Genomic DNA, 22,049 nt, shown 5'->3' on the forward strand with positions numbered 1-22,049 from the left:
ATGGCCCGTCTATTCACCACGCACGTCGTGCGCACCGTCACCCTTGCCGGTTTCGTGTGGCTTGCAGGCTGTGCCAGCCTGCCGCAGCCGCGCGATGACGGTGCGTTGCAGCGCGAGGCCATGGCCGGCACGCACGCTCCGGTGCCGGCGCCGCTGCCGCTGAACCGGGGCCTGGAGACGGCCACGCCGGCGCCAGCCAAGGCCACCATCAGCAAAGGCAGCGGCCAGTTCGTGCGGCCCACCGCCCTGGTCACGCCGCACAAGGCTGCCAGCGGCAAGGATGCGGTGACTTTCAACTTCGAGAACCAGCCGGTGCAGGCGGTGGTCAAGGCCATCCTCGGCGACCTGTTGAAGGAGAACTACACCATCGTGCCGGGCGTGGAGGGCAATATCTCCTTCTCAACCTCCCAACCGGTGGATCAGGCGCAGGCGCTGCCGATTCTCGAAACCCTGCTCAGCTGGACCCACAACGCTCTGGTCAAGCGCGCCGGTGGTTACGTCGTATTGCCTGAAAAGGATGCGGTGTCGGGCAACCTCGTGCCCAGCCTCGGCGCCGCCGCGCCGGCGGGTGGACTGCAGGCTCGGCTGTTTCCGCTGCGTTACATCTCGGCGACCGAGATGCAGAAACTGATCAAGCCGTTCGTGCGCAAGGATGCGGTATTGCTGGTCGATCCGGCGCGCAACCTGCTCGTGCTCGCCGGCACGCCGCAGGAACTGGCCGATGACGAGCGCATGGTGCGCACCTTCGATGTGGACTGGTTGCGCGGCACCTCGGTGGGCGTGTTCAACCTGCAATACGCACGCGTCGGCGAGCTGATGCCCAAGTTGGACGGCCTGTTCGGCGAACACGGCAGCACGCCGCTGGCGGGCATGCTGCGCTTCATCCCGATCGAGCGCACCAATGCGCTGGTGGTGATCAGCACCCAACCCGACTACCTGCATGAGGTAGGCGAGTGGATCAGCAAGATCGACGCCGGCGGCGGCAACCAGCCCCAGCTGTTCGTCTACGACGTGCGCAATCTGAAGGCCTCCGATCTCGCCAGGTATCTGGCCCAGATCTACACCAACGGCGCCGGCAGCGGCGGCGACAGCGGTGGCCAGGTCGGGCCGGGTCTCAGCAGCGGCACGCTGGGCAGCGCCGACAACATGAATGCCGCGAGCATGGGCAGCACCGCGGGCAGCTTCGGCAACACCGGCACGGGTGCAGGCTCGTTCGGCTCCGGCGGGCTGAACAGTGGCTCGAACGGCGGCCTCGGCAGCAGCGGCGAGAGTCGTGACGGCAGTGGCAGCAGCAGTGGCACCAGCAGCGGCATCGGCGGCAGCGTGGCAACCGGCACGAGCTCGGCCTTCGGCAGCAACCAGGGCGGTGGCGAGGCTGGTGGCCAGCAATACGCCTCCAGCGATGGCAGCGTGCGGATCAGCTCGGTCGACAGCAACAACCAGCTGCTGGTGCGCGCGAGGCCGTCGCAATGGGAGGAGATCAAGCACGCCATCGACAAGCTCGACAACGTGCCACTGCAGGTGCAGATCGAGACCCGCATCCTGGAGGTCAAGCTCACCGGCCAGTTCCAGTTTGGCGTGCAGTGGTACCTGAAGGGACTTGTCGGCAGCACGGTGGACAACAACGGCAACTTCATTCCCGGCTCCACTACCGCCAGCCAGTACGGCGCACTTGGCAAGGGTGGTCCGGGCTTCAACGGTGAGCCGTTCTTTTATTCCTTCCTCAATCACAACATGCAGGTGGCCATCCGCGCGATGGAAACCAGCGGCAATACCAAGACGCTGTCCGCGCCTTCGATGGTGGTGATGAACAACCAGGTCGGCAGCATCCAGGTGGGTGACCGCATTCCGATCAACCAGACTTCGGTGAGTACCGGCCTCGGCTCGGGCAACACGTACAACTCGGTCGACTACCTCAACACCGGCGTCATCCTCAACGTGCGGCCGCGGATCAATCCCGGTGGCCTGGTCTACATGGATGTGAGCCAGCAGGTGAGTCAGCGCGACTCGTCGCAGCCGCTGGTGAACGGCAATCCGTCGATCTCGCAGCGCCAGCTCAGCACTCAGGTGGCGGTGCAGAGTGGCCAGACGGTGCTGCTCGGCGGCTTGATCCAGCAGGACGAGGGCGTGACCAATACCGGCATACCTGGCCTCAACCGGATTCCGCTGATCGGTCGCCTGTTCGGCAGCACCAATCGCAACCGCGACCGCACCGAACTCATCGTGCTGATCACGCCGCGCATCATCCGCAACAGCCAGGAGGCCAAGCAGGTCACGGACGAGTATCAGGAGAAATTCGAATCGCTGGCGCCGCTGCACCAGGCTGAAGGCGCGAGCCGAGCCGGCAAGCCGACCGCTGCGGCAGCGAGCGAGCCGCCAGCCGTCCCGCCACCGAGCTGGCCGCAGCAACTCCAGCAGCACGCCGAGTCCGCATTGCAGCAGGGTGATTTCACCACCGCGCAGGATCTGGCGATGCAGTCGTGGAAGCAGGGCACGCGTCGAGGTGCCTTGTGCGAGCGCAACTGGCAGGTCGTGCTGGATGCGCGCAAGCACAGCAGCGAGCTCGGCAGCGTCGATGCAGCGCGCGCCCAGCAGGCGACCTGTCTGAGACCAGCCGCCCGGTAGCGGATGGCAGCGGCGACGGGCCTGCACGGGCCCGTCGTCTGGACGCCAGTCGCTATCATCTGCACCGATGACCGCGGCCACACCCATGCTTCCGATCACCGACGTATTGCCGGACATCCTGGCTGCGCTGGCGGTGCAGCCGCGGCTGGTGCTGGAAGCGCCACCCGGTGCGGGCAAGACCACCCAGGTGCCACTGGCCATGCTCGACGCGCCATGGCTCGCCGGGCAGAAGATCGTGATGCTGGAGCCGCGCCGCATCGCGGCACGCGCCGCCGCGCAGTTCATGGCGCGGCAACTGGGTGAAGAGGTGGGCCACACGGTCGGCTACCGCATCCGCTTCGAATCGCGGGTGAGTGCAACCACGCGGGTGGAAGTGGTCACCGAAGGCATCCTGACTCGCTTGATCCAGGCCGATCCCGAGCTCACCGGTATCGGCGCGATCATCTTCGACGAATATCATGAGCGGCATCTGGCTGGCGATCTTGGCGCCGCACTCGCACTCGACGTACAGGCCACCCTGCGTCCCGACCTGCGTTTGCTGCTGATGTCCGCCACACTGGATGGCGCGCGTGTCGCCAGCTGGCTTGACGCGCCGCGCATCACCAGCCCCGGCCGCAGCTTTCCGGTGCGTATCGAGCATCCGCCGGCGCGAACGGCAGAAGGCCTCGAACATCAGGTCGCACGCGTGGCGCGACAGGCCCTCGAGGAAACCGATGGCGACATGCTGGTGTTCCTGCCCGGTCGCCGCGAGATTGCGCAGGTGCAGGTGCTGCTCGAACGGGTTCTCCCGAACAGCGGAAAAGGCGGGGAGAGTCTCGAGGTCCTGCCGCTTCACGGCGAACTGTCACTGACCGAGCAACAAGCCGCGCTCGCTCCGGCCGAACACGGCACGCGCCGCATCGTGCTGGCCACCAATGTCGCCGAATCAAGCATCACCTTGCCCGGCATCCGTGCGGTCATCGACAGCGGCCTCGCGCGCGAGCCACGCTTTGATCCGAACTCGGGTTTCACCCGGCTGGAGACCGTGACCATTTCGCGTGCATCGGCGGATCAGCGGGCCGGTCGGGCGGGTCGCGTGGCGGCGGGCACGGCGTATCGCCTGTGGCCGCAGAGTCGGACCCTTGAGGTCGGGCGCAGTGCGGAAATCAAGCTGGCGGAGCTGTCTGGTCTGGCGCTCGAACTGGCGGCCTGGGGTATCACGGCGGAGAGTGGCGAAGGCCTGGCATGGCTGGATCCCCCGCCTGCCGGCGCGTTGGCGCAGGCGCGGGAATTGCTGCAGTCGCTTGGTGCGCTGGCCAACGATGGGCGGATCACTGCGCTGGGTCGAAGCATGCTCGACCTCGGCGCGGCGCCGCGTCTCGGCGCTGCGGCCTTGCGGGCGCCTACCGTGAGGCATGCGCTGGCGGCCGACCTGCTGGCGTTGATGGAAGCGCGTTCCCCCATGCGCGGCGCACAGGCGCGCAATGACGACTTTCGCGTGCGTCTGGCGGCCCTGCACGCCTGGCGCGATCGTCGCGGCAACTCATTGCGCGGTGACGCGGACGGCGGAGCGCTGGCCGCCATCGAGCAGGCCAGCAAGGGCTGGCGCAGACGTCTGGACGTCCGCACTGCGGCCAGCGGAGTGCCCGACAGCCACGCCGTCGGCGACTTGCTCGCGCACGCCTTTCCCGATCGCATCGCCCATCGCGACGACAGCAATCCGCTGCGCTACGCGCTTGCCAACGGTCGCGGCGTGCGCCTGCACGAGAACACCGCCATGCTTGGCGAACCCTGGCTGGTGGTGCTCGACTTGCGCCTGGAGTCGCGTGACAGCCTGGTCTACGCCGCCGCGCCGCTGGACCCGCGCATGCTCGAACGCGATTTCCCCGCCCGGTTCGCGCGTGAACGCATGTTGCGCTGGAACGACCAGCGCGGCGCCGCCGAAGCCTTCGAGGAGGATCGTTTTGGCGCCATCGTGCTCGATCGTCGCAGTGTGCCGGTGAAGCCGGAAGACGCCTTGCCCGCGATGCTGGCCGCGATCCGCGCAGGTGGGCTCGGCGTGCTGCCATGGAGTGACCACGCGCGGCGACTGCGTTCGCGCATGCAGGCCGTGCGCGCGTGGATGCCCGAGCTCGGCTTGCCCGATCTGTCCGACGCCGCGCTGCTTGCCACACTTGATGCGTGGCTCGCGCCGTATCTCGCTGGCAAGCACCGTCTCGATGCCTTGCGCGCCGAAGACCTGTCGCAGGCCCTGACGGCACTGTTCGACTACGAACAACGACAACAGCTCGATGCGCAGGCGCCCGAGCTGCTTGTCGTGCCCAGCGGCCAGGCGCGCCGACTCGAATATGCCGACACCGACTCACCGGTGCTGGCGGTCAAGCTGCAGGAATTGTTCGGTCTGGCCGATACACCTCGCGTCGGTGGCGGCCGCATTCCGGTCACCCTGCATCTGTTGTCACCGGCAGGCCGCCCGATCCAGGTCACCCAGGACCTGCGCGGCTTCTGGGAACGCACCTATCCGGAAGTGAAGAAGGAACTGAAGGGGCGTTATCCCCGGCACCCGTGGCCGGACGATCCGTGGACCGCTAGCGCAACGCATCGGGCCAAGCCGCGGGGGAAGTGAGGAAGACCAGGCCAGTCGCGGCTCATCGCGGCGCGGCGATCCGCAGGATTCATCCGTTGGTGTCACACATCGCGTCGTCGAAAAGTTGCCGAGAAGCGTTCAATGCTGCAACGTCGTGAAAAAGGAAAGCGGCGGACATCCCGTCCGCCGCTTTCCTGTCACAACCCTGATGGGTTAGACGCTGTGCTTGTACTTGCGACGGCGCAAAGCCGCAGCCAGCCCGACCAGCCCGATGCCAAACAGACCCAGCGACGCAGGCTCCGGAACGTCGGTTGCGCCCCCGGGACCCGTGCCGGGATCGACGCTGCCAATTCCCGTAATGACAAACTCCCCGGGTGCACTCATCGTGTCGATGCAGCAGTTGGTGCCGGTAAACAGCCCCCAAGTGCCATCCCCCAGGACGAGGGGATCGGTGAAGAACCAATCATTATCATCCGGGCTGTTGCTAAAGTTGAGCGGTTCTACGGCGAAACCAGTCAAGATGCCATTCGTCACCATGTCGCTCATTTCATCCGTGGTTCCGCCCAGGTTGTTTGCAAACCCGGTCCACTGGAAAACTGGCCACAAGGCCGGATCAGTGCCGTAGATGCCAATCCTTACGCCACCATTGGCGGTGGAAGGCGCACTCTGATCACCATGCCAGTGCTGGCCCCACATGGTGATCGTGCCGTTGCCGTTGTCTTTCCAGCCAAAGGCGGTCAGGTGCGCACTGGCGGTACCTGCCACGCCAAGAAGCGAAGCTACGAGAAAAGACATCAGGAATGTCTTCATCCGTCCGGCAGCTTTTGGTCGTGTGGCGACCGACGCGTTTTGATTGAGTTTCACGATAGTTCTCCTCAGGATTCGTCGTGGTTGCGAGCGGAGCGATTGAGGTCAGGCACGATTTCCGTCGTTTGCCGATTGGCTTCAAACTGTCCCCTCCCCGATTAATTCTTAGCACTATCTGTGCCAAGGGGGAGACAGCCGAGGACTACCAAAAAATACTTCTGTATTCAATGCGTTGGAATCGCCATATGCGTTAAGCAAAACGATCCATTCCAGAAAAATCCGCTCGATTCGTAAAATATTCCGACGTTCGTATCGCAGGCGATCCGCCTGCAGACACCGGGTCAACGGTGGGCTCGTCGTGCAGGCGCCTGGGCACCCGAGCGAGATCTTCATTTCTTCGCCAGTGGCCGGCATGGGTCCGCCATGACTGTTGCAGGTCGCGCAGGTGTAGCGGGCCGGGGTTTGCCTCGTTGCAATGCTTCTTGTCGCAAGTATCGGCATGCGGTTTCGGATTGTGCGGATCACCGCCACTCGGCCTGCGCTGGCGGGTTGGGCAAGCCCAGCCCCCTGTCTCAATAATCCTGCCGGTCGGCCGATACACCAGTTGAGCGGAGGAAAGAAACGCAGGTGCGTGCCGGGAAATGCGGTGCGTGACCTGGCTGAGGCCGCCCTCTTTCCCCGTACCGGCGCGTGACCCTTCTGTACCCTCAACTGCAACGGACCTCCATGGCGGCGAATTTGCCAGAGAATATGGATCTCCCGGCGCTCCATCCGGCAAGGAAGGCTCGCCGTGACGACGGTGTTGCCGAGATTTCGATGGCGACGCCGTCGCGCCGGCATCCGGGCGCCTGGGGGTGGAGCCTGCTTGCCTTGCTCGCGGGCCTGGCATTGGCCTTTGCAGCGCACCACCAGCAACAGCGGCGACAACTGGCGGAACGCGCCCTGGTGCGCGGCGAGATGGCCAGCGCGACCTTTGCATCGCTGCAAAACAGGTTGCACTCCGCGGAATCGGTGTTGCGTTCGGTGCAGACACTGTTTCTTGCGTCGGACGAGGTGACGCATGCCGAGTTCGCGAATTTCTACGCCAACATGCGCCCGCGCGAGCAGTTTCCCAGCCTGCTGGCATTGGCGTATGCGCGACGCGAGCCGGGCGCGCACGGCGACCGCTACGTGACGCGTTGGGCGGAGCCGCAAGCGGGCAACGCCTCGCTGGTCGGCCTGGCGGTGGGTTCGCAGCCGGACAATCTTGCCGGACTGCTGGCTTCGCGAGACAGTGACCAGGCCGTCCTGTCGGCTCCGTTTCGCCCGGTGCAGCAAACTCGTGTTTCGGGTATCGACGACGGCATGACGTTCAGGCTGCCGGTGTTCAGCCCGGGGGATCCTCCGCAAACGGTTGCCCAGCGGCGCCAGCGCGCGGTGGGCTCCATTGCCGTGTCTTTCCGGGCCAGCAAGTTGCTCGGCAACCTGATGCCACAAGACGTGAATCGGCTGCTGCGACTCAAGCTCACCGACGTCACCGACGCCAGACAGGCTTTGCCCCTGTTCGACTCGATGCCCGGCGCACCGCAGGCGGCGGACGGGTTCCGGTTTGAGCGTCAGCTGGCCTATGGCGGCCGACTTTGGGACGTGGTGATGACCTCCCGCGAGACCGCCTCTCCGGCGCCGGAGTGGAACCAGTCGATGCTGCCGGCCGGCGTGCTGGCGAGTGTGCTGCTGGCCTTGCTGGTGTACTCGATCGCCAGTACCCGGCAGCGTGCGCTCGAGTTGGGGTGGCAGATGAGCCGGCGCTATCGGGAGAGCGAGGAGCGCTTCCGCGCGCTGAACGAATTGTTGCCGGCCCTGGTATTGCTGGCGGAAGTGGACAGCGGTCGGATCACCTACGCCAACCGCGCCTCACGTGACCGTCTGGGTGAGCAGGCAACCGCGCGACTGTTGCCGGATCTGTTCGAGGATGAGCTGCTGCGTACGCAGCTGCGCGGCGTCGATACCAGCGGTTGCTGTCGCGTCGAGGCGCTGTTGTGCAACGACGCGGGTATGCAATTCTGGGCCAGCGTGGCGATTTCGCGGGTGGAGCTCAGCGGCAGCAGCAAGCTGCTGATGGTGGCAAGCGACATCAGCGAAGAGCGTCAGCTGACCGAGCAACTGAGTCACCAGGCCAGCCACGACGTGCTGACCGATCTCTACAACCGGCGTGAATTCGAGCGCCGCCTGCAGGAAGTCCTGGCCGCGGGTTTCGTCGGTTCGCCGATGGTCGTGCTGCTGTACCTGGATCTTGACCAGTTCAAGCTGATCAACGACACCTCCGGCCATCTGGCAGGCGATCAGTTGCTTGCACAGCTTTCGGGCGTGATGCGCGAGCAGTTGCGGGGCGGGGACGTGCTGGCCCGACTCGGCGGCGACGAGTTTGGTGTGCTGCTGACCCGGGTGGCAAACAAGGACGAGGCCGAGCGCGTGGCCGAGCGCCTGCGTCGCTGCATCGATGGCTACGTCTTCATCTGGGAGCAGCGCAGCTACATGATCAGTGTCAGCATCGGCGGCGTGGTTATCGATCATTCGGGAGCGGGGGCGAAGGATCTCTTGACCCAGGCTGACAGCGCCTGCTACCTGGCCAAGGAAATGGGCCGTAATCGCGTGCACTTCTATTCCGAGCGCGACGATCAGACGGTGCGTCGACGTACCGAGATGGATTGGGCGAACCGGCTGCGCTGGGCAATCGACGAAAAGCGCCTGCATCTTGCCTATCAGGAAGTGTGGTCGCTGCCGCTGGCTGGCGGTGCCGTGCCCGGTGTCGAGATGCTGCTGCGCTTTCGCGACGAGTCAGGTGAACTGGTGGTGCCCGGCGTATTCCTGCCCGCGGCCGAGCGCTACGGATTGATGCCGCAAGTCGACCGATGGGTCATCGAGACCACGGTGGCGAATTTCGATAGGTTGCACCCCGCCGGGAGCAACGTGGATATGGTGGCGATCAACCTGTCCGGCGCCAGCATCGACGACGAAGCGCTGGCGGATTGGATCATCGAACTGCTGGAACGCTATCAAGTGGACCCCTCGCGGGTGTGTTTCGAAATCACCGAGACCGTCGCGGTACGGAACTTGTCCAATGTGGCACGCTGCATGGCGCCCTTGCGCGCGGCGGGCTGCCGCATTGCGCTGGATGATTTCGGTGCGGGCATGTCGTCGTTCACCTATTTGAAGAACCTGCCGCTGGATGTCATCAAGATCGACGGCAGCTTCGTGCGTGACATGCTGAGCGATCCGGTGAGCCACCTGATGGTGAAGGCGGTAACCGATATCGGACATCGGCTCGGCCTGGAAGTCATCGCCGAGTGGGTGGCTGATGCGCCCACGGTGGAGGCACTCACGACGCTGGGGGTAAACCGCGTGCAGGGTTTCAGCCTGCATCGTCCGGAGCTGGCCCTGTTCCATCGCCACTGAGCCTGCGTGCCTGCGCGCCTGATGCAGGTCATGGGGGCGATCGGCGTCGCTGTGGCACCATGCGGAGTCATTCACGATCAGTCCCACGCCCCGATGTCCGAACAACCAGTCACCGACAACACGCCTACAGCTCTTGCCGATATTCCGCGGCTGCTGGCAGCCGCGCCACACCGCCCCCTGTTCCTGGCCGGCACCGTCGCGGTGATGTTGAGCATGGCGTGGTGGGCGATCGAGCTGACCTCGATGCATTTCGGCATGGTCGGTTGGCCGCAGCCCACGATTCCGCCGGGTTGGGGTCATGCGATGCTGATCCAGTACGGACTGTTCCCGTTGTTCATGTTCGGCTTCCTGATGACGACCTTCCCGCGCTGGCTGGGTCGGCCGGACCTGCCGCGCACGCGTTTCCTGCCGGTGGCGGGCTGCGTGTTCGGCGGCTATGTATTGGCGAACGTGGGGCTGCTCAACCTGGCCTGGCTGCTGAAGCTGGGCATGGCGGTCATGCTGGTTGGCTACCTGGTGGGGGTGTGGACACTCGCGGGCGTGCTGCGCGCGTCGGTGGCCGAGCGCAAGGGCCACGCGCGCTCGGCACTGCTCGCGCTTTGTCTGGGTACGCTCGGCATCGCCATCTTCCTGGCCTATCTGTTCGGCGCGCCGGCGCAGTGCGCATTGCTGGCGATCAACATCGGCACCTTCGGTCTGCTACTGCCGATCTATTTCACGGTGATGCACCGCATGCTGCCGTTCTTCACCGGCAACATCATCAAGGGCTATCCGGTGATCCGCCCCGACTGGAGCATGCCGGTGGTGTGGGTGCTGTTGCTGACCCACCTGGTGCTGGCGTGGCTTGGCGTGCTGCGCTGGCTGTGGTTGGTGGACGTACCGCTGGCGCTGGTGTTTGCGTGGCACTCGCTGAGCTGGCGGCCGTGGCGGGCGATGCATCCCGGCATCCTGGCGGTCTTGCACCTGGCGTTTGCCTGGTTGCCGGTGGCGTTCGCGCTGTTCGCGATCCAGGACGTGGTGTACGCGACCAGCGGGCATTTCATCCTGGGCCGGGCGCCGCTGCATGCGCTGGGCATCGGCTTCTTCGGCTCGATGCTGGTGGCGATGGTCACGCGCGTCACCCAGGGCCACTCCGGTCGTCCGATGCAGATGGGCAAGGTGGCGTGGCTTTGCTTCGCACTGCTGCAGGTGGTGGCGCTGATACGTATTCGGGCCGAATTGGGTGGCGACATGTATCTGTGGTCGATGGTCGCCGCCTACGGCTGGTTGCTGGCGTTCCTGCCGTGGGTGTTGCGTTCGGCCTGGATCTACCTGACGCCGCGCGCCGACGGCAAATCAGGCTGATATTCCATCGCATGATCCTGCGGCAGGGTGACGCAGATGCCCGCAGAGTGGTCTCCGTTTGACGCAAGTCAATCGCAAGATGTTACGTTCCCCTAGGCTTGCCGCAGAACCCAGGAGAACATCCATGTTGCGACCGTTGACCACCGTTGTTGCCGCCCTCGCCATTGGCGCGCTGGCGGCGTGTTCTGGCAAGTCCCCGCCGTCGGCGTCGACTCCTTTCGGCAGTCCCACCACCTCGCAATCGGTCGCCTCCGAGCGCGGCGATTTCGGTCCGCCGCAGGGCGAGCCGATCCACGCGGTGCTGACCAGCCCGCCGCACGTCCCGCCACCGATCCATCGCAACTATCCGGCGAAGGTGATCGTGGACCTGGAAGTGATCGAGAAGGACATGCCGATTTCCGAGGGCGTGAGCTACACGTTCTGGACCTTCGGCGGTACCGTGCCGGGCAGCTTCATCCGCGTGCGCCAGGGCGACACCGTCGAGTTCCACCTGAAGAACGCGCCGGACAGCAAGATGCCGCACAACATCGACCTGCACGGCGTGACCGGTCCCGGTGGCGGCGCAGCATCGAGTTTCACCGCGCCGGGGCATGAGTCGCAGTTCACCTTCAAGGCACTCAACCAGGGCATCTACGTCTACCACTGCGCCACCGCGCCGGTGGGCATGCACATCGCCAACGGCATGTACGGCCTGATCCTGGTCGAGCCGCCCGAAGGCATGAGCCCGGTAGACCATGAGTACTACGTGATGCAGGGTGATTTCTACACCACGGGCAAGTATCGCCAGAAGGGTCACCAGCCGTTCGACATGGAGAAGGCGATCGACGAGAACCCGACCTATGTGCTGTTCAACGGCAAGGAAGGCGCACTCACCGGTGACAACGCGTTGACGGCCAAGACCGACGAGAAGGTGCGCCTGTTCATCGGCAACGGCGGTCCCAACCTGGTCTCCAGCTTCCACGTGATCGGCGAGATCTTCGACAAGGTGCAGCCCGAAGGCGGCACCCATCCGCAGGAGAACGTGCAGACCACGCTGATTCCCTCCGGCGGTGCCGCGATGGTGGAGTTCCGCACCGACGTGCCGGGCAGCTACGTGCTGGTCGACCACTCGATCTTCCGGGCCTTCAACAAGGGCGCGCTGGGCATCCTCAAGGTGGATGGCCCGGAGAACAAGCTGGTGTATTCGGGCAAGGAAGTGGACTCGGTCTACCTGGGTGATCGCTCCGAGCCAAACCTGAAAGCCGTGTCCGTCGCCGCGAAGGCGCACGCCGCCGGCACGTTGACCAAGGATGACCAGATTGCGGCGGGCAAACAGCTGTTCACGGGCACCTGCTCGGTTTGCCACCAGCCCAATGGCGAAGGCCTGCCCAACGTGTTCCCGCCGCTGGCAAAGTCTGACTACCTTGCGGCCGATCCCAAGCGCGCCATCTCCATCGTCACGCACGGCCTCACCGGCAAGATCAAGGTGAACGGTCACGAGTACGACTCGGTGATGCCGCCGATGGCCCAGTTGACCGACGACGAAGTGGCCAACATCCTCACCTACGTCTTGAACAGCTGGGAAAATCCCGGTGGCCAGATCACCAAGGAGGAAGTGGCCAAGGAACGCGCCGCAGCTGGCCCGCGTGCGGATCCGGAGCACTGAGAATGCACGCGCGACTGGCCCTGGCGTGGTTGGGGCTGATGCTCGCACTCCCGGCAGCGGCGGCGGAATTCGCCGCCCTGCCGGGAGGCACGTTCACCAGCGTGCTGCCTGCCGACGGCAAGACCGCGCCGGCGCAGGTGGCACCGTTCCAGCTGCGCACCGAGCTGGTCACCAATGGCGAGTTTCTGGCCTTCGTCAAGGCGCATCCCGAGTGGCAGCGAGACAAGGTAGCCAGCATTCTCGCTGATGCACGCTACCTGACCCATTGGGAGGGCGCCGAGCTGCTGGGTGAGCATGCCCAGGCACGGCAACCGGTGACACGGGTCAGCTGGTTCGCTGCACAAGCCTATTGCGAAAGCGAACAGGCGCGCCTGCCGGCCTGGTACGAATGGGAGTTCGCGGCCGCCGCAGACGCGACGCGGCGTGACGCCCGCAAGGACCCCGCCTGGCGCGAGAGCATTCTGGGCTGGTACGCGCGTCCTTCCAATGCCGCGCTGCCAGCGGTCGGGGGAGCCGCCAACGTCTACGGCGTGCGTGACATGAATGGCCTGGTGTGGGAATGGGTCGACGACTTCAACGCCCTGATGGTGGCCAGCGACAGCCGCCAGCAGGGCGATCCGGACCTGCTGAAGTTCTGTGGCGCCGGCGCGATCAGCATGCAGGAGAAGGAAAACTACGCGGTGCTGATGCGCATCGCCATGCTGTCCGCGCTGAAAGCGGCCGACACCACCAACAACATGGGCTTCCGCTGCGCGAAGCCCAATTGAGGAACCTGCCATGAAGCGTTTGCTGTTGCTTGTCGCCGGTCTGCTGTTGGCTGGTCTCGCCTACGCGGCCACGCCGCTGCCGGGCGACTCGGTCTACAACCTGCCCGTGCAGCTGACCATGCAAGATGGCCAGCGGCAGTTGCTGTCGGCGCGGCGCGGGCGGCCGCAACTGGTGACGATGTTCTACACCAAATGCCAGATGGTCTGTCCGATGATCATCGACAGCCTGCGGCTGACCCGCAACGCGCTGGACCCGGCGGCGCGCGCGCAGGTGGACTTGCTCGCCGTGAGTTTCGATCCCGCCCAGGACGACGTGGCGACGCTGCGCACCTATGCCGAAAAGCGCAAACTCGATCCGCGGATCTGGACGCTGGCACGGGCCGAACCGGCCCAGGTGCGCCAGCTGTCCGGCGTGCTCGGTCTGCAGTACCGGCAGTTGCCCGACGGTGAGTTCAACCACAGCAGCGAACTGATCCTGCTTGACGCGGATGGCCGCATCGCGGCCCGCACCACGGTGATCGGCAAGCTCGATCCCGCCTTCGTGAAAACCATCCACGAAGTCGTATCCACCCCGTGATCTGAGCGCCCAGCGATTCGCAGCCCGTAGGGCGGGCTCTGCCCGCCGTTTTCACGCTGCGCGCGAGGACGGCGGGCAGAGCCCGCCCTACCACCACGCGTGGATCATGCTCTATCGATGGTTGGCGAGCGCGGCGAGTTGTCACGCCTGCCATTTTCCTTCGGCACGCTTGACGACGGTCAATCCATCGCCGCGGAAGCGCACGCACACTGCGCGCACACTCGAGGGGAACACATGATGAACACGAATCACCGGATGGTTCTTGCCGCGGGCTTGCTTGCCGCGGCGTTATCTGGCCCTGCTGTGGCACGCGATAGTCTTGCCACAACGCCGGCGTCAGCACCGGCAACGTGGCAGCTGGAATGGGATACGCGCCTGCGCCAGGAGCAGGTCGACGACGACGCCTTCAGTCGCGACGCCCGCGCCACCACGTTGCGTCTGCGCCTCGGCTTGCGCGCCCAATTCGGCAGCGGTTGGAGCGGACTGCTGGAAGGCGCTGGTGTGACTGCTGCCGACGATCGCTACAACAGCGGTGCGAATGGTCGTACGCAATACCCGTCGATCACCGACCCGCGCGGCGGCGAACTCAACCAGGCCTGGCTCGGCTGGCAGGGTGAGGCGTTTGGCGCCACGCTGGGGCGGCAGCGCATCCAGCTGGACAACCAGCGCTGGGTCGGCAACAGCGGCTGGCGCCAGTTCGAGCAGACCTATGACGCGATCGCGCTGCAGTGGCAGCCGGCGCGCAACTGGACCGTGCGCTACGACTGGCTCGATCGCGTGCATCGGGTGGCTGGCCCCGATGCGATCAATCCGCTGGCGCGCGATCGCCAGCTCGATACGCATCTGCTCAACACCGCCTACGTGCGCGGCGCACAAACCTGGGTCGGCTATGTCTATCTGCACCAGGATCGCGACGTGCGGACTGCCTCCACCGCGACCCTTGGTTTGCGTTGGACCGGCAGCCATCTGGAAAACGGCAGCGGTCCCGCCTGGACGGCCGAGTTCGCGCGGCAAGCAGACTACGCCAACAACCCGGCCAACTATGCGGTCAGTTACTGGCTGCTGGAGCCGAGCTGGAGTCTGCCGGCAGTGACCGTGAAGCTGGGTTGGGAGCATCTGGGCAGCGACGGCACCCACGCGCTGCAGACACCGCTCGCTACCCTGCACGCGTTCAACGGTTGGGACGACCGCTTCAACGTGACCCCGGCCGGTGGATTGGAGGATCGGTATCTGGGCGTCAACGGCAGGTTCGGCCGTGGCCGCCTGGCCGGCAAGCTGGCCTGGGCGGTTGCGTACCACGACTATCGCGCGGACCGCGGCACACGATACGGCAGCGAATGGGATGCGTCGCTGACGTTTGCACTGGCGCAAGGTCTCAGCGGTATGTTGAAACTGGCGAACTATCGCGCTGACGGCCTCGACCGCGACAACGCCAAACTGTGGTTGCAATTGGAATGGAAGGGGCAGCATGCGGCGCCATAGGCATGCCGAGTGCCCGATTGCGGCCTGCCTGTCCGCATCGGCTGCCCGCATATGGCCGCACGTGATGGCAATTTCACCTCGTCCAATCGCCGGAGCATGTACGATGTGACGTGGTGACGCGCGCGTACTTTGCGTGCCGGGACGGGCGTGAATTGTCCGTCGACGTGGCTGTCGATCGAAGTCCGGTCGACAGCTTGCCGCGCCCACATCCTGCGATTCCCTCACCTGATGGATTTTTCATGACACGTCCTTCCTCGTTCGATTACGAACAACTACGGGCCTGCGGCCGCGGCGAACTGTTCGGCGACGACAACGCGCGCCTGCCTTCGCCACCCATGCTGATGTTCGACCGCATCACCAGGATTTCCGACGAGGGTGGCTCCCACGGCAAGGGCCTGATCCATGCCGAGCTGGACATCCATCCGGACCTGTGGTTTTTCGGCTGCCATTTCATTGGCGACCCGGTGATGCCAGGATGCCTGGGCCTGGATGCGATGTGGCAGCTGAGCGGCTTCTTCCTGCCGTGGCTGGGCGAGCCCGGTCGTGGTCGCGCGCTGGGCGTGGGCAACGTGAAGTTCTCCGGCCAGGTGATGCCGACAGCCAAGCTGGTGCGCTACGAGATCGACATCCGCCGGGTGATGCGCGGCAAGCTGCGGCTGGTCATCGCCGATGGCAAGACCTTCGTCGACGACCGCCTGATCTACGAGGCCAGCGACATGCGCGTGGGCCTGTTCCAGTCTACCGAGGGGTTCTGAGATGCGTCGAGTTGTAGTGACGGGCATGGGCGTGGTTTCCTGCCTGGGCAACACGCTGGAAAGCGTGACGACGGCCTTGCGTGATGGCCATGCGGGCATCCGCGAAGTTCCCGAGTATCGCGAGCTGGGATTGCGCAGCCAGATTGCCGGCGTGCCCGAGATCGACCTGGAAGCGGAGATCGATCGCAAGCTCAAGCGTTTCATGGGCGATGCAGCGGCCTATGCCTACGTGTCGATGCGCGACGCGATTGCTGACGCGGGCCTGACTCCCGAACAAGTGCGCAACCCGCGCACCGGCGCCATCGCCGGCTCCGGTGGCGGCTCGCCGCGCTGGCAGATCGAGACCGGCGACCTGCTGCGCAACAAGGGCGTGCGCAAGATCGGCCCGTACATGGTGCCGCGCACGATGTGCTCGACCGTGTCGGCCACGCTGGCCACCACGTTCGGCCTGCTCGGCCTCACTTATTCGATTTCCGCCGCGTGCGCCACCTCGGCGCATTGCATCGGCGCGGCGGCCGACCTGATCCGCCACGGCGCGCAGGATGTGATGTTTGCCGGCGGCGCGGAGGAAGTGCACTGGGGCATGACCGCGCAGTTCGATGCGATGGGTGCGCTGTCCAGCGGTCGCAATGACACCCCGCAGACGGCCTCGCGCCCCTACTGCGTCGGCCGCGACGGCTTCGTCATCGCCGGTGGAGGCGGCATGCTGGTGCTGGAGGAATACGAGCATGCCAAGGCGCGCGGTGCGCGCATCCATGCCGAGCTGGTCGGTTACGGCGTCACCTCCGACGGCGCCGAGATGGTGGCTCCTTCGGGTGAAGGCGCGGTGCGCTGCATGCAGATGGCCATGGCCAACGTGAGCGCTCCGATCGACTACCTCAATACCCACGGCACCTCCACGCCGCTGGGCGACATCGTGGAACTCAATGCGGTACGCGAGGTGTTCGGCGACGCGGTGCCACCGCTGTCCTCGACCAAGGCGCTCACCGGTCACTCGCTTGGCGCGGCCAGTGTGCACGAGGCGATCTACAGCCTGCTGATGCTCGAGCAGGGCTTTGTCGCCGGCTCGGCCAACATCGACGAACTCGATCCGCGTGCCGAAGGCTTCCCGATCCTGCGTGAAAGCCGCCCGGAAAAACTCACCACGGTGATGTCGAACAGCTTCGGCTTCGGCGGCACCAATGGCAGCCTGGTGTTTGCCAAGGTGTGATGCCGGCGCGGTCGGATCACGCCGGCTTGCCGCAGGTCAAGGAGCCGGCCATCTGCTCACTCTAAGCTGCATGGCAATTGGCTGCCGGAGTGGCTTGTGTCCGTGGATACATCCAATCAGCGCGCCCTTGCGGCGCGCCTGTTGTCCTTGCTTGACCTGACCAGCCTGGGCGAGAACGACATCCCGGCGCAGATCGAGGCCTTGTGCAACGCGGCCGTGGCTGCGCCGCGCCTGCCTGCTGCGGTTTGTGTTTATCCGGAACACGTCACCACTGCGCGTCGCTGGCTGCGCGGCGATGCCGTGAAGGTGGCCACCGTGGTGAACTTTCCCGACGGCGGCAGCGACCCCGCGCGCGTCGAACGCGAGACACGGCGCGCGCTGGGCGCGGGCGCTGACGAGATCGACCTGGTGCTGCCGTATCGTGCCCTGCTCGACGGGGACGCGGCTTGCGCACGCACCGTGGTGCGGGCCTGCCGCGCAGTCTGCACGGATGGTGTGCAGCTCAAGCTGATTCTGGAGACCGGCGTGCTGGGCACGCACCAGTTGATCCGCGCCGCTTGCACCATCGGCCTTGAGGAAGGTGTGGACTTTCTCAAGACCTCCACCGGCAAGGTGCCGGTCAACGCCACGCCCGAGGCAGCCATGCAAATCCTCGACGCCATCGCCGGCGCCGGCGGTCGTTGCGGGTTCAAGGCGGCGGGCGGCATCCGCACGCTGGACGATGCGACCACCTACCTGGACTTGGCCGAGGCGCGGCTGGGCCGAGCCTGGTGTGACGCAAGGCACTTCCGCATTGGCGCCAGCGCGCTGTTCCGTGAACTGTCCGCGCTGGCCTCGGACGCCACATGAATGCGCCGGGTGCAGCCAGCCTGATTCGGCGCAAGCGCGACGGCGCAACGCTGGACACGGCACAGCTGCATGCGCTGGCACAGGGCATCGGCGGCGGCTCGTGGAGCGAAGGCCGGCTCGGTGCATTTGCGATGGCGGTGGCATGGCGCGGCATGGCCGTCCATCCGCGCCTGTCGCCGCTGGCGGCAGGCCGCAGTTTTCTCCTCTGCGCATGATCGCCACATGACGACGCCCCACCTCGACGCCACGCCCGGCCTGATCGCCGACACCGTCCTGCTGCCCGGCGACCCGTTGCGCGCACGCCACATCGCCAACGAGTTTCTCGATGACGCGCGCGAGGTGAACACCCGCCGCAACATGCTCGGATACACCGGCCACTATCGCGGCATGCACGTGTCGGTGCTGGGTAGCGGCATGGGTATCCCCTCCTGCGCGATCTATGCCACCGAACTGGCGCGCGTGTTCGGCGTGCGCCGCATCGTGCGCGTAGGCACCTGCGGCGGCGTGGGCGACGTCGAACTGGGCGACCTGTTGCTGGCCCAGGCGGCGTCGACCGATTCCAATTTCAATCGCCTGCACTTCGCTGGCCACGACCTGGCCGCCTGCGCCGACTTCGAACTGCTGCGTGCGGTGGCCGACGCCGCCGCCGCGCAGCATGTCGAACTGCGCGTCACCGGCGTGTTCAGCACCGACTGTTTTTACCGTGGCGATCCGGAACTGGTCGCGCGGCTGCTGGCGCATCGCATCCGCGGCATCGAGATGGAGTCGGCCGGGCTGTATGGCGTGGCCATGCGCGAGGGTTTCCAGGCGCTGTCGGTACTCACCGTCAGCGACCATCTGCAACACGACACGCACATGCCGGCGACCCAGCGCGAGCAGGGCCTGTCGCGGATGACCGCGTTGGTGCTGGACAGCTTGCGGGGGTCCGGGCCCGGCTGAGCCTGTTGCGACGATTCGACGCGGCCAGCGCATGCACGGATTGATGCAGGTCAGCCATCCCCGCACAGCCACGGGTTAGCATCAAGGCATTCGCGGCAATGGCGCCGCCTGCCGGAGTAGTCGCATGAAACTCGTGCCCACCCTTGTCGTGCTGGCCTGTGGCTTCGGCCTTGTCGCAGTGGCGCAGGCTGCGCCGCAGCACGTGCATGAACACCATGCGGCACCGGCCGCGACCTCGGTCGCACCCAGCGTAGCGGTGCCAGTCCAGCGCTGGGCGCCGGATGCGTCGCTGAAAATCGGTATCCGTCGTGCACATGCCGCCGTGGATCAGCTCAAACACCACGAAATGGGCCACATGAGCGAGTCGATGGTGGTCGATCGCGCCAGCGAGGTGGAAGACGCGGTGACCTACATGTTCGCCCACTGCAAACTCGACGCCGAGCCGGATGCCGCGCTGCACGGCATCCTGGTGCCGCTGCTCGGTGCAGCGCAGGCATTGAAGGCTCACCCGCACGACGTGGCGGCGGTGGCCGACATGCGCGCAGCGCTGGCGCACTATCCGCAGTACTTCAACGACCCGGGCTGGGATCAGCCTGCGCCGGTGGAACATGTGATGCACGACGAGCCGTAGATCTGGCGGCGCTGCCGACTGGCGCTCAGGCCTTGTACTGGTGCGTGTGGTGCACCGCGCAGACGCGACGGGTGAGAAACTCGAAGTAGCGGTCGATGTAGTTGATGCCGTTCTCGTGGTCGATCAGGAACGGGTTCATCAGGGTGTGGCGCAGGATCAGCAGGCGATCCTCGTCCGGATCCAGGGCGCTGGTGTCCAGGCCCAGCGCGCCGAAGATGCGCGCGGTCTGCGCCGGCCCGAGCATGTCCGGCCGCAGGGTGGTGACCGAGCCGAAGAATTCCTTGGTCTGCAGCGGCTGGCGCGGGTCGCTGCGCAAGGTGTCGTGCAACTCGCTCATGAACGTGTTCGCCGCGCTGATCGAGTTGTTGCCGCGCGGGTTGAGTGCGAGGCAGACCAGGTTGCTGTCCGGCGCGAACGGCACCAGCGCCTGCACGCAATCGGACAACTCCAGGGCGAAGCGCTGCGCCCGGGCGTGGAACATCTCCGCCGCGCGCACGGTGGCTTGCGGCAACCGGCCGAATTGGGCGTGATCCAGTGGCAACACCTTGTGCGTCACGTAGACCGCCGCGGCGGCGGCACCGGACTTCGAGCCTTCGGGAATGAACTGGCCGAGGTTGCGATAGCGCGCCAGGTAGTCCTTCGGGGTGCCGCCGTGAAACACGTAGTCGGCGCGCTCGGCCAACAGCGCCATGGCACGGTGGTCGCGGCAGATGAAGGCGCCGCTGCCGTACGGGAGGTAGCCGAGTTTGTGCGGGTCGACGGTGACTGAATCGGTGTCGCCCAGCGCGGCAAACGCCGCGTGCACGGCAGGCGTGGGGAACTGCACGTAGTCGGTGGCCACTTCGTCGCGGGGACGCAGCGTTCCATCCTCGTTGCGGAAAAGGGTGGCCAGGTAACCGCCCCAGGCAGCGTCGATGTGCACGGCGAAATCCAGCCCGCGCGCGCGTGATGCCTCCCGCGCGGCGAGCACCTCATCGACCGGGTCGATCGTGCCGTACTCGGTGCTGCCGAGCACGGCCACGCACATCAGCACCGCCTGTCGTTCGTCGGCGCAACGTTGCAGCGTGTCACGCAGCGCGGCGGCATCCAGGCGCATGCCTTCGGTCGGCAACAGTTCGAGTTGGTCGCGGCCCAGGCCAAGCAGCTTGAGCCCCTTGCTCCACGAGTAGTGGGCGGTGACCGGTGCCAATACCAGCGGCACTTTCAATGACGGATGCGCGGCAAAGAAGCTGGCCAGGCCGCGTTGCTCGATACGCTCGCGTTCGACGCGCTTCACCCAGCGCGTACGATCCGCGGAAGTCTGCGCCGCCAGCCAGGTCTGCCAGCTGCTCAGCAAGGCGATGCCGTCGGCCTGGGACAGGTTGAACGCGGTCCAGTCATCCGGCGGCAAGTCGAGCCCCGGTACTTCCGCCGCGCGCAAGGCCACCGGAAACGCCTTCAACGCGAGCGCCAGCCGCAGCGCCTGGTAGTTGGCCAGCGTGCCGCCCGAAGTGAGGTGGCCGAATGCGCAGCCTTCCTGTGCCGGATCGTGTGGGTAGCCAAGCATGCGCGCCAGTTGCAGGCCGACCTGCACCTCCATGTCGACGGTGACCGGTGCGGCATCCTCGCTGACATTGTTGGGGTTGTAGGGCAGGGTGAGCATCTGCGCGGCCAAGCCGGGCAGCAACAAGTCCGAGGCCATGTGGCCGATGTAGCGCGGGCTGTGGAACGGCACGGATTTCTTCAGCGCCGCCGAAAGCTGGTGCAGTTCCCGGCGCATGCGCGATTCGAAGGCCACGTAGTCCGGATGATGCGTGGCAGCCGTGCCGATCGCCGGCGGGTCCTCGGGATGAAAATTGCGCCGCCAGTAGACGTGGTCGCGCAGGAACTCCACCAGCATCCTTTCCAGCAGGCCGTCGTTCTCGCCATACGGCCCCAGGAAGCAGGCGTCCAGCGTATGGTCGCGCGGTTCGCCGCCGCCGAAGGGTTGTGCCGCGCTCATGCCGGCCATCCGAGAAACCAGCCTGCCGGGTGGTGCATGCGCGCCACGCCGAGCATGTAGACATAGGTCGCCAGTGCTGCCACGAAAAATGCCAGGCGAGCACGCGATGTACGCGCCCGACGCAGTGCCAGCGTGCCCAGCACCACGTAGGCCACCAGCAGCACCAGTTTGGTGGTGAGCCAGCCGTTGGCAAACATCGCGGCCGGCAGCACGCTCACCAGCATCAGCGCGGCGGTGAGCAAGGTGGTGTCGATGGTGTAGCTGAGCAGGCGCAGCGATGTGAACTGCGCGACCCGCTCGTGGCCTGCCTGCACCAGAACACCGCGAAACGCGAACAGCAGGCCGCTGGCCAGCACGCAGGCGATGTGCACCCATTTGATCTGCGGATAGAACTCGATCACGGCATCCCTCGGGCTTCGTGCAATGAATTCATGAT

17 protein-coding genes are annotated in these 22,049 nt (G+C 65.7%); 14 read left to right on the forward strand and 3 right to left on the reverse strand.

The genetic code is table 11. The features are described from left to right. A complete protein-coding gene (gspD, locus tag AC0L58_RS02595; RefSeq protein ID WP_473686385.1) occupies positions 1 to 2,625 on the forward strand; it encodes a type II secretion system secretin GspD in 2,625 nt (874 codons plus the stop codon). A gap of 67 nt (positions 2,626 to 2,692) precedes the next feature. Continuing rightward, positions 2,693 to 5,230: an ATP-dependent helicase HrpB gene (gene hrpB, locus AC0L58_RS02600; protein ID WP_473686387.1), complete on the forward strand. Its 2,538-nt coding sequence runs from the start codon at positions 2,693 to 2,695 to the stop codon at positions 5,228 to 5,230. A 174-nt stretch (positions 5,231 to 5,404) separates the two neighbouring features. Here hrpB and AC0L58_RS02605 read toward each other — a convergent pair whose 3' ends face one another. After that, positions 5,405 to 6,055: a PEP-CTERM sorting domain-containing protein gene (locus tag AC0L58_RS02605; RefSeq protein WP_473686389.1), complete on the reverse strand. Its 651-nt coding sequence runs from the start codon at positions 6,053 to 6,055 to the stop codon at positions 5,405 to 5,407. Positions 6,056 to 6,814: 759 nt separating this feature from the next. Between AC0L58_RS02605 and AC0L58_RS02610 the strand changes: the two genes are divergently transcribed. From AC0L58_RS02610 to AC0L58_RS02665, 12 genes are all read left to right on the forward strand, one after another. Beyond that, a complete protein-coding gene (locus AC0L58_RS02610) occupies positions 6,815 to 9,433 on the forward strand; it encodes a bifunctional diguanylate cyclase/phosphodiesterase (RefSeq protein ID WP_473686391.1) in 2,619 nt (872 codons plus the stop codon). A 93-nt stretch (positions 9,434 to 9,526) separates the two neighbouring features. Then, positions 9,527 to 10,777: an NnrS family protein gene (locus AC0L58_RS02615; protein ID WP_473686393.1), complete on the forward strand. Its 1,251-nt coding sequence runs from the start codon at positions 9,527 to 9,529 to the stop codon at positions 10,775 to 10,777. Between the two features lie 124 nt (positions 10,778 to 10,901). After that, the gene (gene nirK / locus AC0L58_RS02620) at positions 10,902 to 12,422 is read left to right on the forward strand and encodes a copper-containing nitrite reductase (protein WP_473686395.1); all 1,521 of its coding nucleotides are present in this window, start codon (positions 10,902 to 10,904) and stop codon (positions 12,420 to 12,422) included. 2 nt (positions 12,423 to 12,424) lie between these two features. Then, entirely contained in the window at positions 12,425 to 13,189 is a 765-nt protein-coding gene (locus AC0L58_RS02625; RefSeq protein WP_473686397.1) for a formylglycine-generating enzyme family protein, read from the forward strand. A gap of 10 nt (positions 13,190 to 13,199) precedes the next feature. Then, complete coding sequence (locus tag AC0L58_RS02630; RefSeq protein ID WP_473686399.1) at positions 13,200 to 13,766, forward strand: SCO family protein; 567 nt, start codon at positions 13,200 to 13,202, stop codon at positions 13,764 to 13,766. Positions 13,767 to 14,003: 237 nt separating this feature from the next. Next, complete coding sequence (locus AC0L58_RS02635; RefSeq protein ID WP_473686401.1) at positions 14,004 to 15,248, forward strand: alginate export family protein; 1,245 nt, start codon at positions 14,004 to 14,006, stop codon at positions 15,246 to 15,248. A gap of 239 nt (positions 15,249 to 15,487) precedes the next feature. After that, a complete protein-coding gene (gene fabA / locus AC0L58_RS02640) occupies positions 15,488 to 16,003 on the forward strand; it encodes a 3-hydroxyacyl-[acyl-carrier-protein] dehydratase FabA (RefSeq protein ID WP_473686403.1) in 516 nt (171 codons plus the stop codon). A gap of 1 nt (position 16,004) precedes the next feature. Beyond that, entirely contained in the window at positions 16,005 to 17,213 is a 1,209-nt protein-coding gene (gene fabB / locus AC0L58_RS02645; protein WP_473686405.1) for a beta-ketoacyl-ACP synthase I, read from the forward strand. 102 nt (positions 17,214 to 17,315) lie between these two features. Continuing rightward, entirely contained in the window at positions 17,316 to 18,062 is a 747-nt protein-coding gene (gene deoC, locus AC0L58_RS02650; RefSeq protein WP_473686407.1) for a deoxyribose-phosphate aldolase, read from the forward strand. After that, positions 18,059 to 18,277, forward strand: a complete 219-nt coding sequence (locus AC0L58_RS02655) for a hypothetical protein (RefSeq protein WP_473686409.1) — start codon at positions 18,059 to 18,061, stop codon at positions 18,275 to 18,277. The genes deoC and AC0L58_RS02655 overlap by 4 nt, the downstream gene beginning before the upstream one ends. A gap of 7 nt (positions 18,278 to 18,284) precedes the next feature. Then, the gene (gene deoD / locus AC0L58_RS02660) at positions 18,285 to 19,001 is read left to right on the forward strand and encodes a purine-nucleoside phosphorylase (RefSeq protein ID WP_473686411.1); all 717 of its coding nucleotides are present in this window, start codon (positions 18,285 to 18,287) and stop codon (positions 18,999 to 19,001) included. 124 nt (positions 19,002 to 19,125) lie between these two features. Beyond that, a complete protein-coding gene (locus tag AC0L58_RS02665) occupies positions 19,126 to 19,632 on the forward strand; it encodes a DnrO protein (protein ID WP_473686413.1) in 507 nt (168 codons plus the stop codon). A gap of 25 nt (positions 19,633 to 19,657) precedes the next feature. Here AC0L58_RS02665 and AC0L58_RS02670 read toward each other — a convergent pair whose 3' ends face one another. Continuing rightward, positions 19,658 to 21,613: a pyridoxal phosphate-dependent decarboxylase family protein gene (locus tag AC0L58_RS02670; protein WP_473686415.1), complete on the reverse strand. Its 1,956-nt coding sequence runs from the start codon at positions 21,611 to 21,613 to the stop codon at positions 19,658 to 19,660. After that, a complete protein-coding gene (locus AC0L58_RS02675; protein WP_473686417.1) occupies positions 21,610 to 22,014 on the reverse strand; it encodes a SirB2 family protein in 405 nt (134 codons plus the stop codon). Before AC0L58_RS02675 ends, AC0L58_RS02670 begins: the two co-directional genes overlap by 4 nt. Positions 22,015 to 22,049 lie beyond the last annotated feature (35 nt).

It is taken from the genome of Rhodanobacter sp. G2-10 (assembly GCF_055809185.1).

What these genes read in the sequence shown, in the direction of transcription:
- gspD (WP_473686385.1), top strand. Translation starts at nt 1, where the DNA reads ATGGCCCGTCTATTCACCACGCACGTCGTGCGCACCGTCACCCTTGCC.
- hrpB (WP_473686387.1), top strand. Translation starts at nt 2,693, where the DNA reads ATGACCGCGGCCACACCCATGCTTCCGATCACCGACGTATTGCCGGAC.
- AC0L58_RS02610 (WP_473686391.1), top strand. Translation starts at nt 6,815, where the DNA reads ATGGCGACGCCGTCGCGCCGGCATCCGGGCGCCTGGGGGTGGAGCCTG.
- AC0L58_RS02615 (WP_473686393.1), top strand. Translation starts at nt 9,527, where the DNA reads ATGTCCGAACAACCAGTCACCGACAACACGCCTACAGCTCTTGCCGAT.
- nirK (WP_473686395.1), top strand. Translation starts at nt 10,902, where the DNA reads ATGTTGCGACCGTTGACCACCGTTGTTGCCGCCCTCGCCATTGGCGCG.
- AC0L58_RS02625 (WP_473686397.1), top strand. Translation starts at nt 12,425, where the DNA reads ATGCACGCGCGACTGGCCCTGGCGTGGTTGGGGCTGATGCTCGCACTC.
- AC0L58_RS02630 (WP_473686399.1), top strand. Translation starts at nt 13,200, where the DNA reads ATGAAGCGTTTGCTGTTGCTTGTCGCCGGTCTGCTGTTGGCTGGTCTC.
- AC0L58_RS02635 (WP_473686401.1), top strand. Translation starts at nt 14,004, where the DNA reads ATGAACACGAATCACCGGATGGTTCTTGCCGCGGGCTTGCTTGCCGCG.
- fabA (WP_473686403.1), top strand. Translation starts at nt 15,488, where the DNA reads ATGACACGTCCTTCCTCGTTCGATTACGAACAACTACGGGCCTGCGGC.
- fabB (WP_473686405.1), top strand. Translation starts at nt 16,005, where the DNA reads ATGCGTCGAGTTGTAGTGACGGGCATGGGCGTGGTTTCCTGCCTGGGC.
- AC0L58_RS02655 (WP_473686409.1), top strand. Translation starts at nt 18,059, where the DNA reads ATGAATGCGCCGGGTGCAGCCAGCCTGATTCGGCGCAAGCGCGACGGC.
- deoD (WP_473686411.1), top strand. Translation starts at nt 18,285, where the DNA reads ATGACGACGCCCCACCTCGACGCCACGCCCGGCCTGATCGCCGACACC.
- AC0L58_RS02665 (WP_473686413.1), top strand. Translation starts at nt 19,126, where the DNA reads ATGAAACTCGTGCCCACCCTTGTCGTGCTGGCCTGTGGCTTCGGCCTT.
- AC0L58_RS02670 (WP_473686415.1), bottom strand. Translation starts at nt 21,613, where the DNA reads ATGAGCGCGGCACAACCCTTCGGCGGCGGCGAACCGCGCGACCATACG.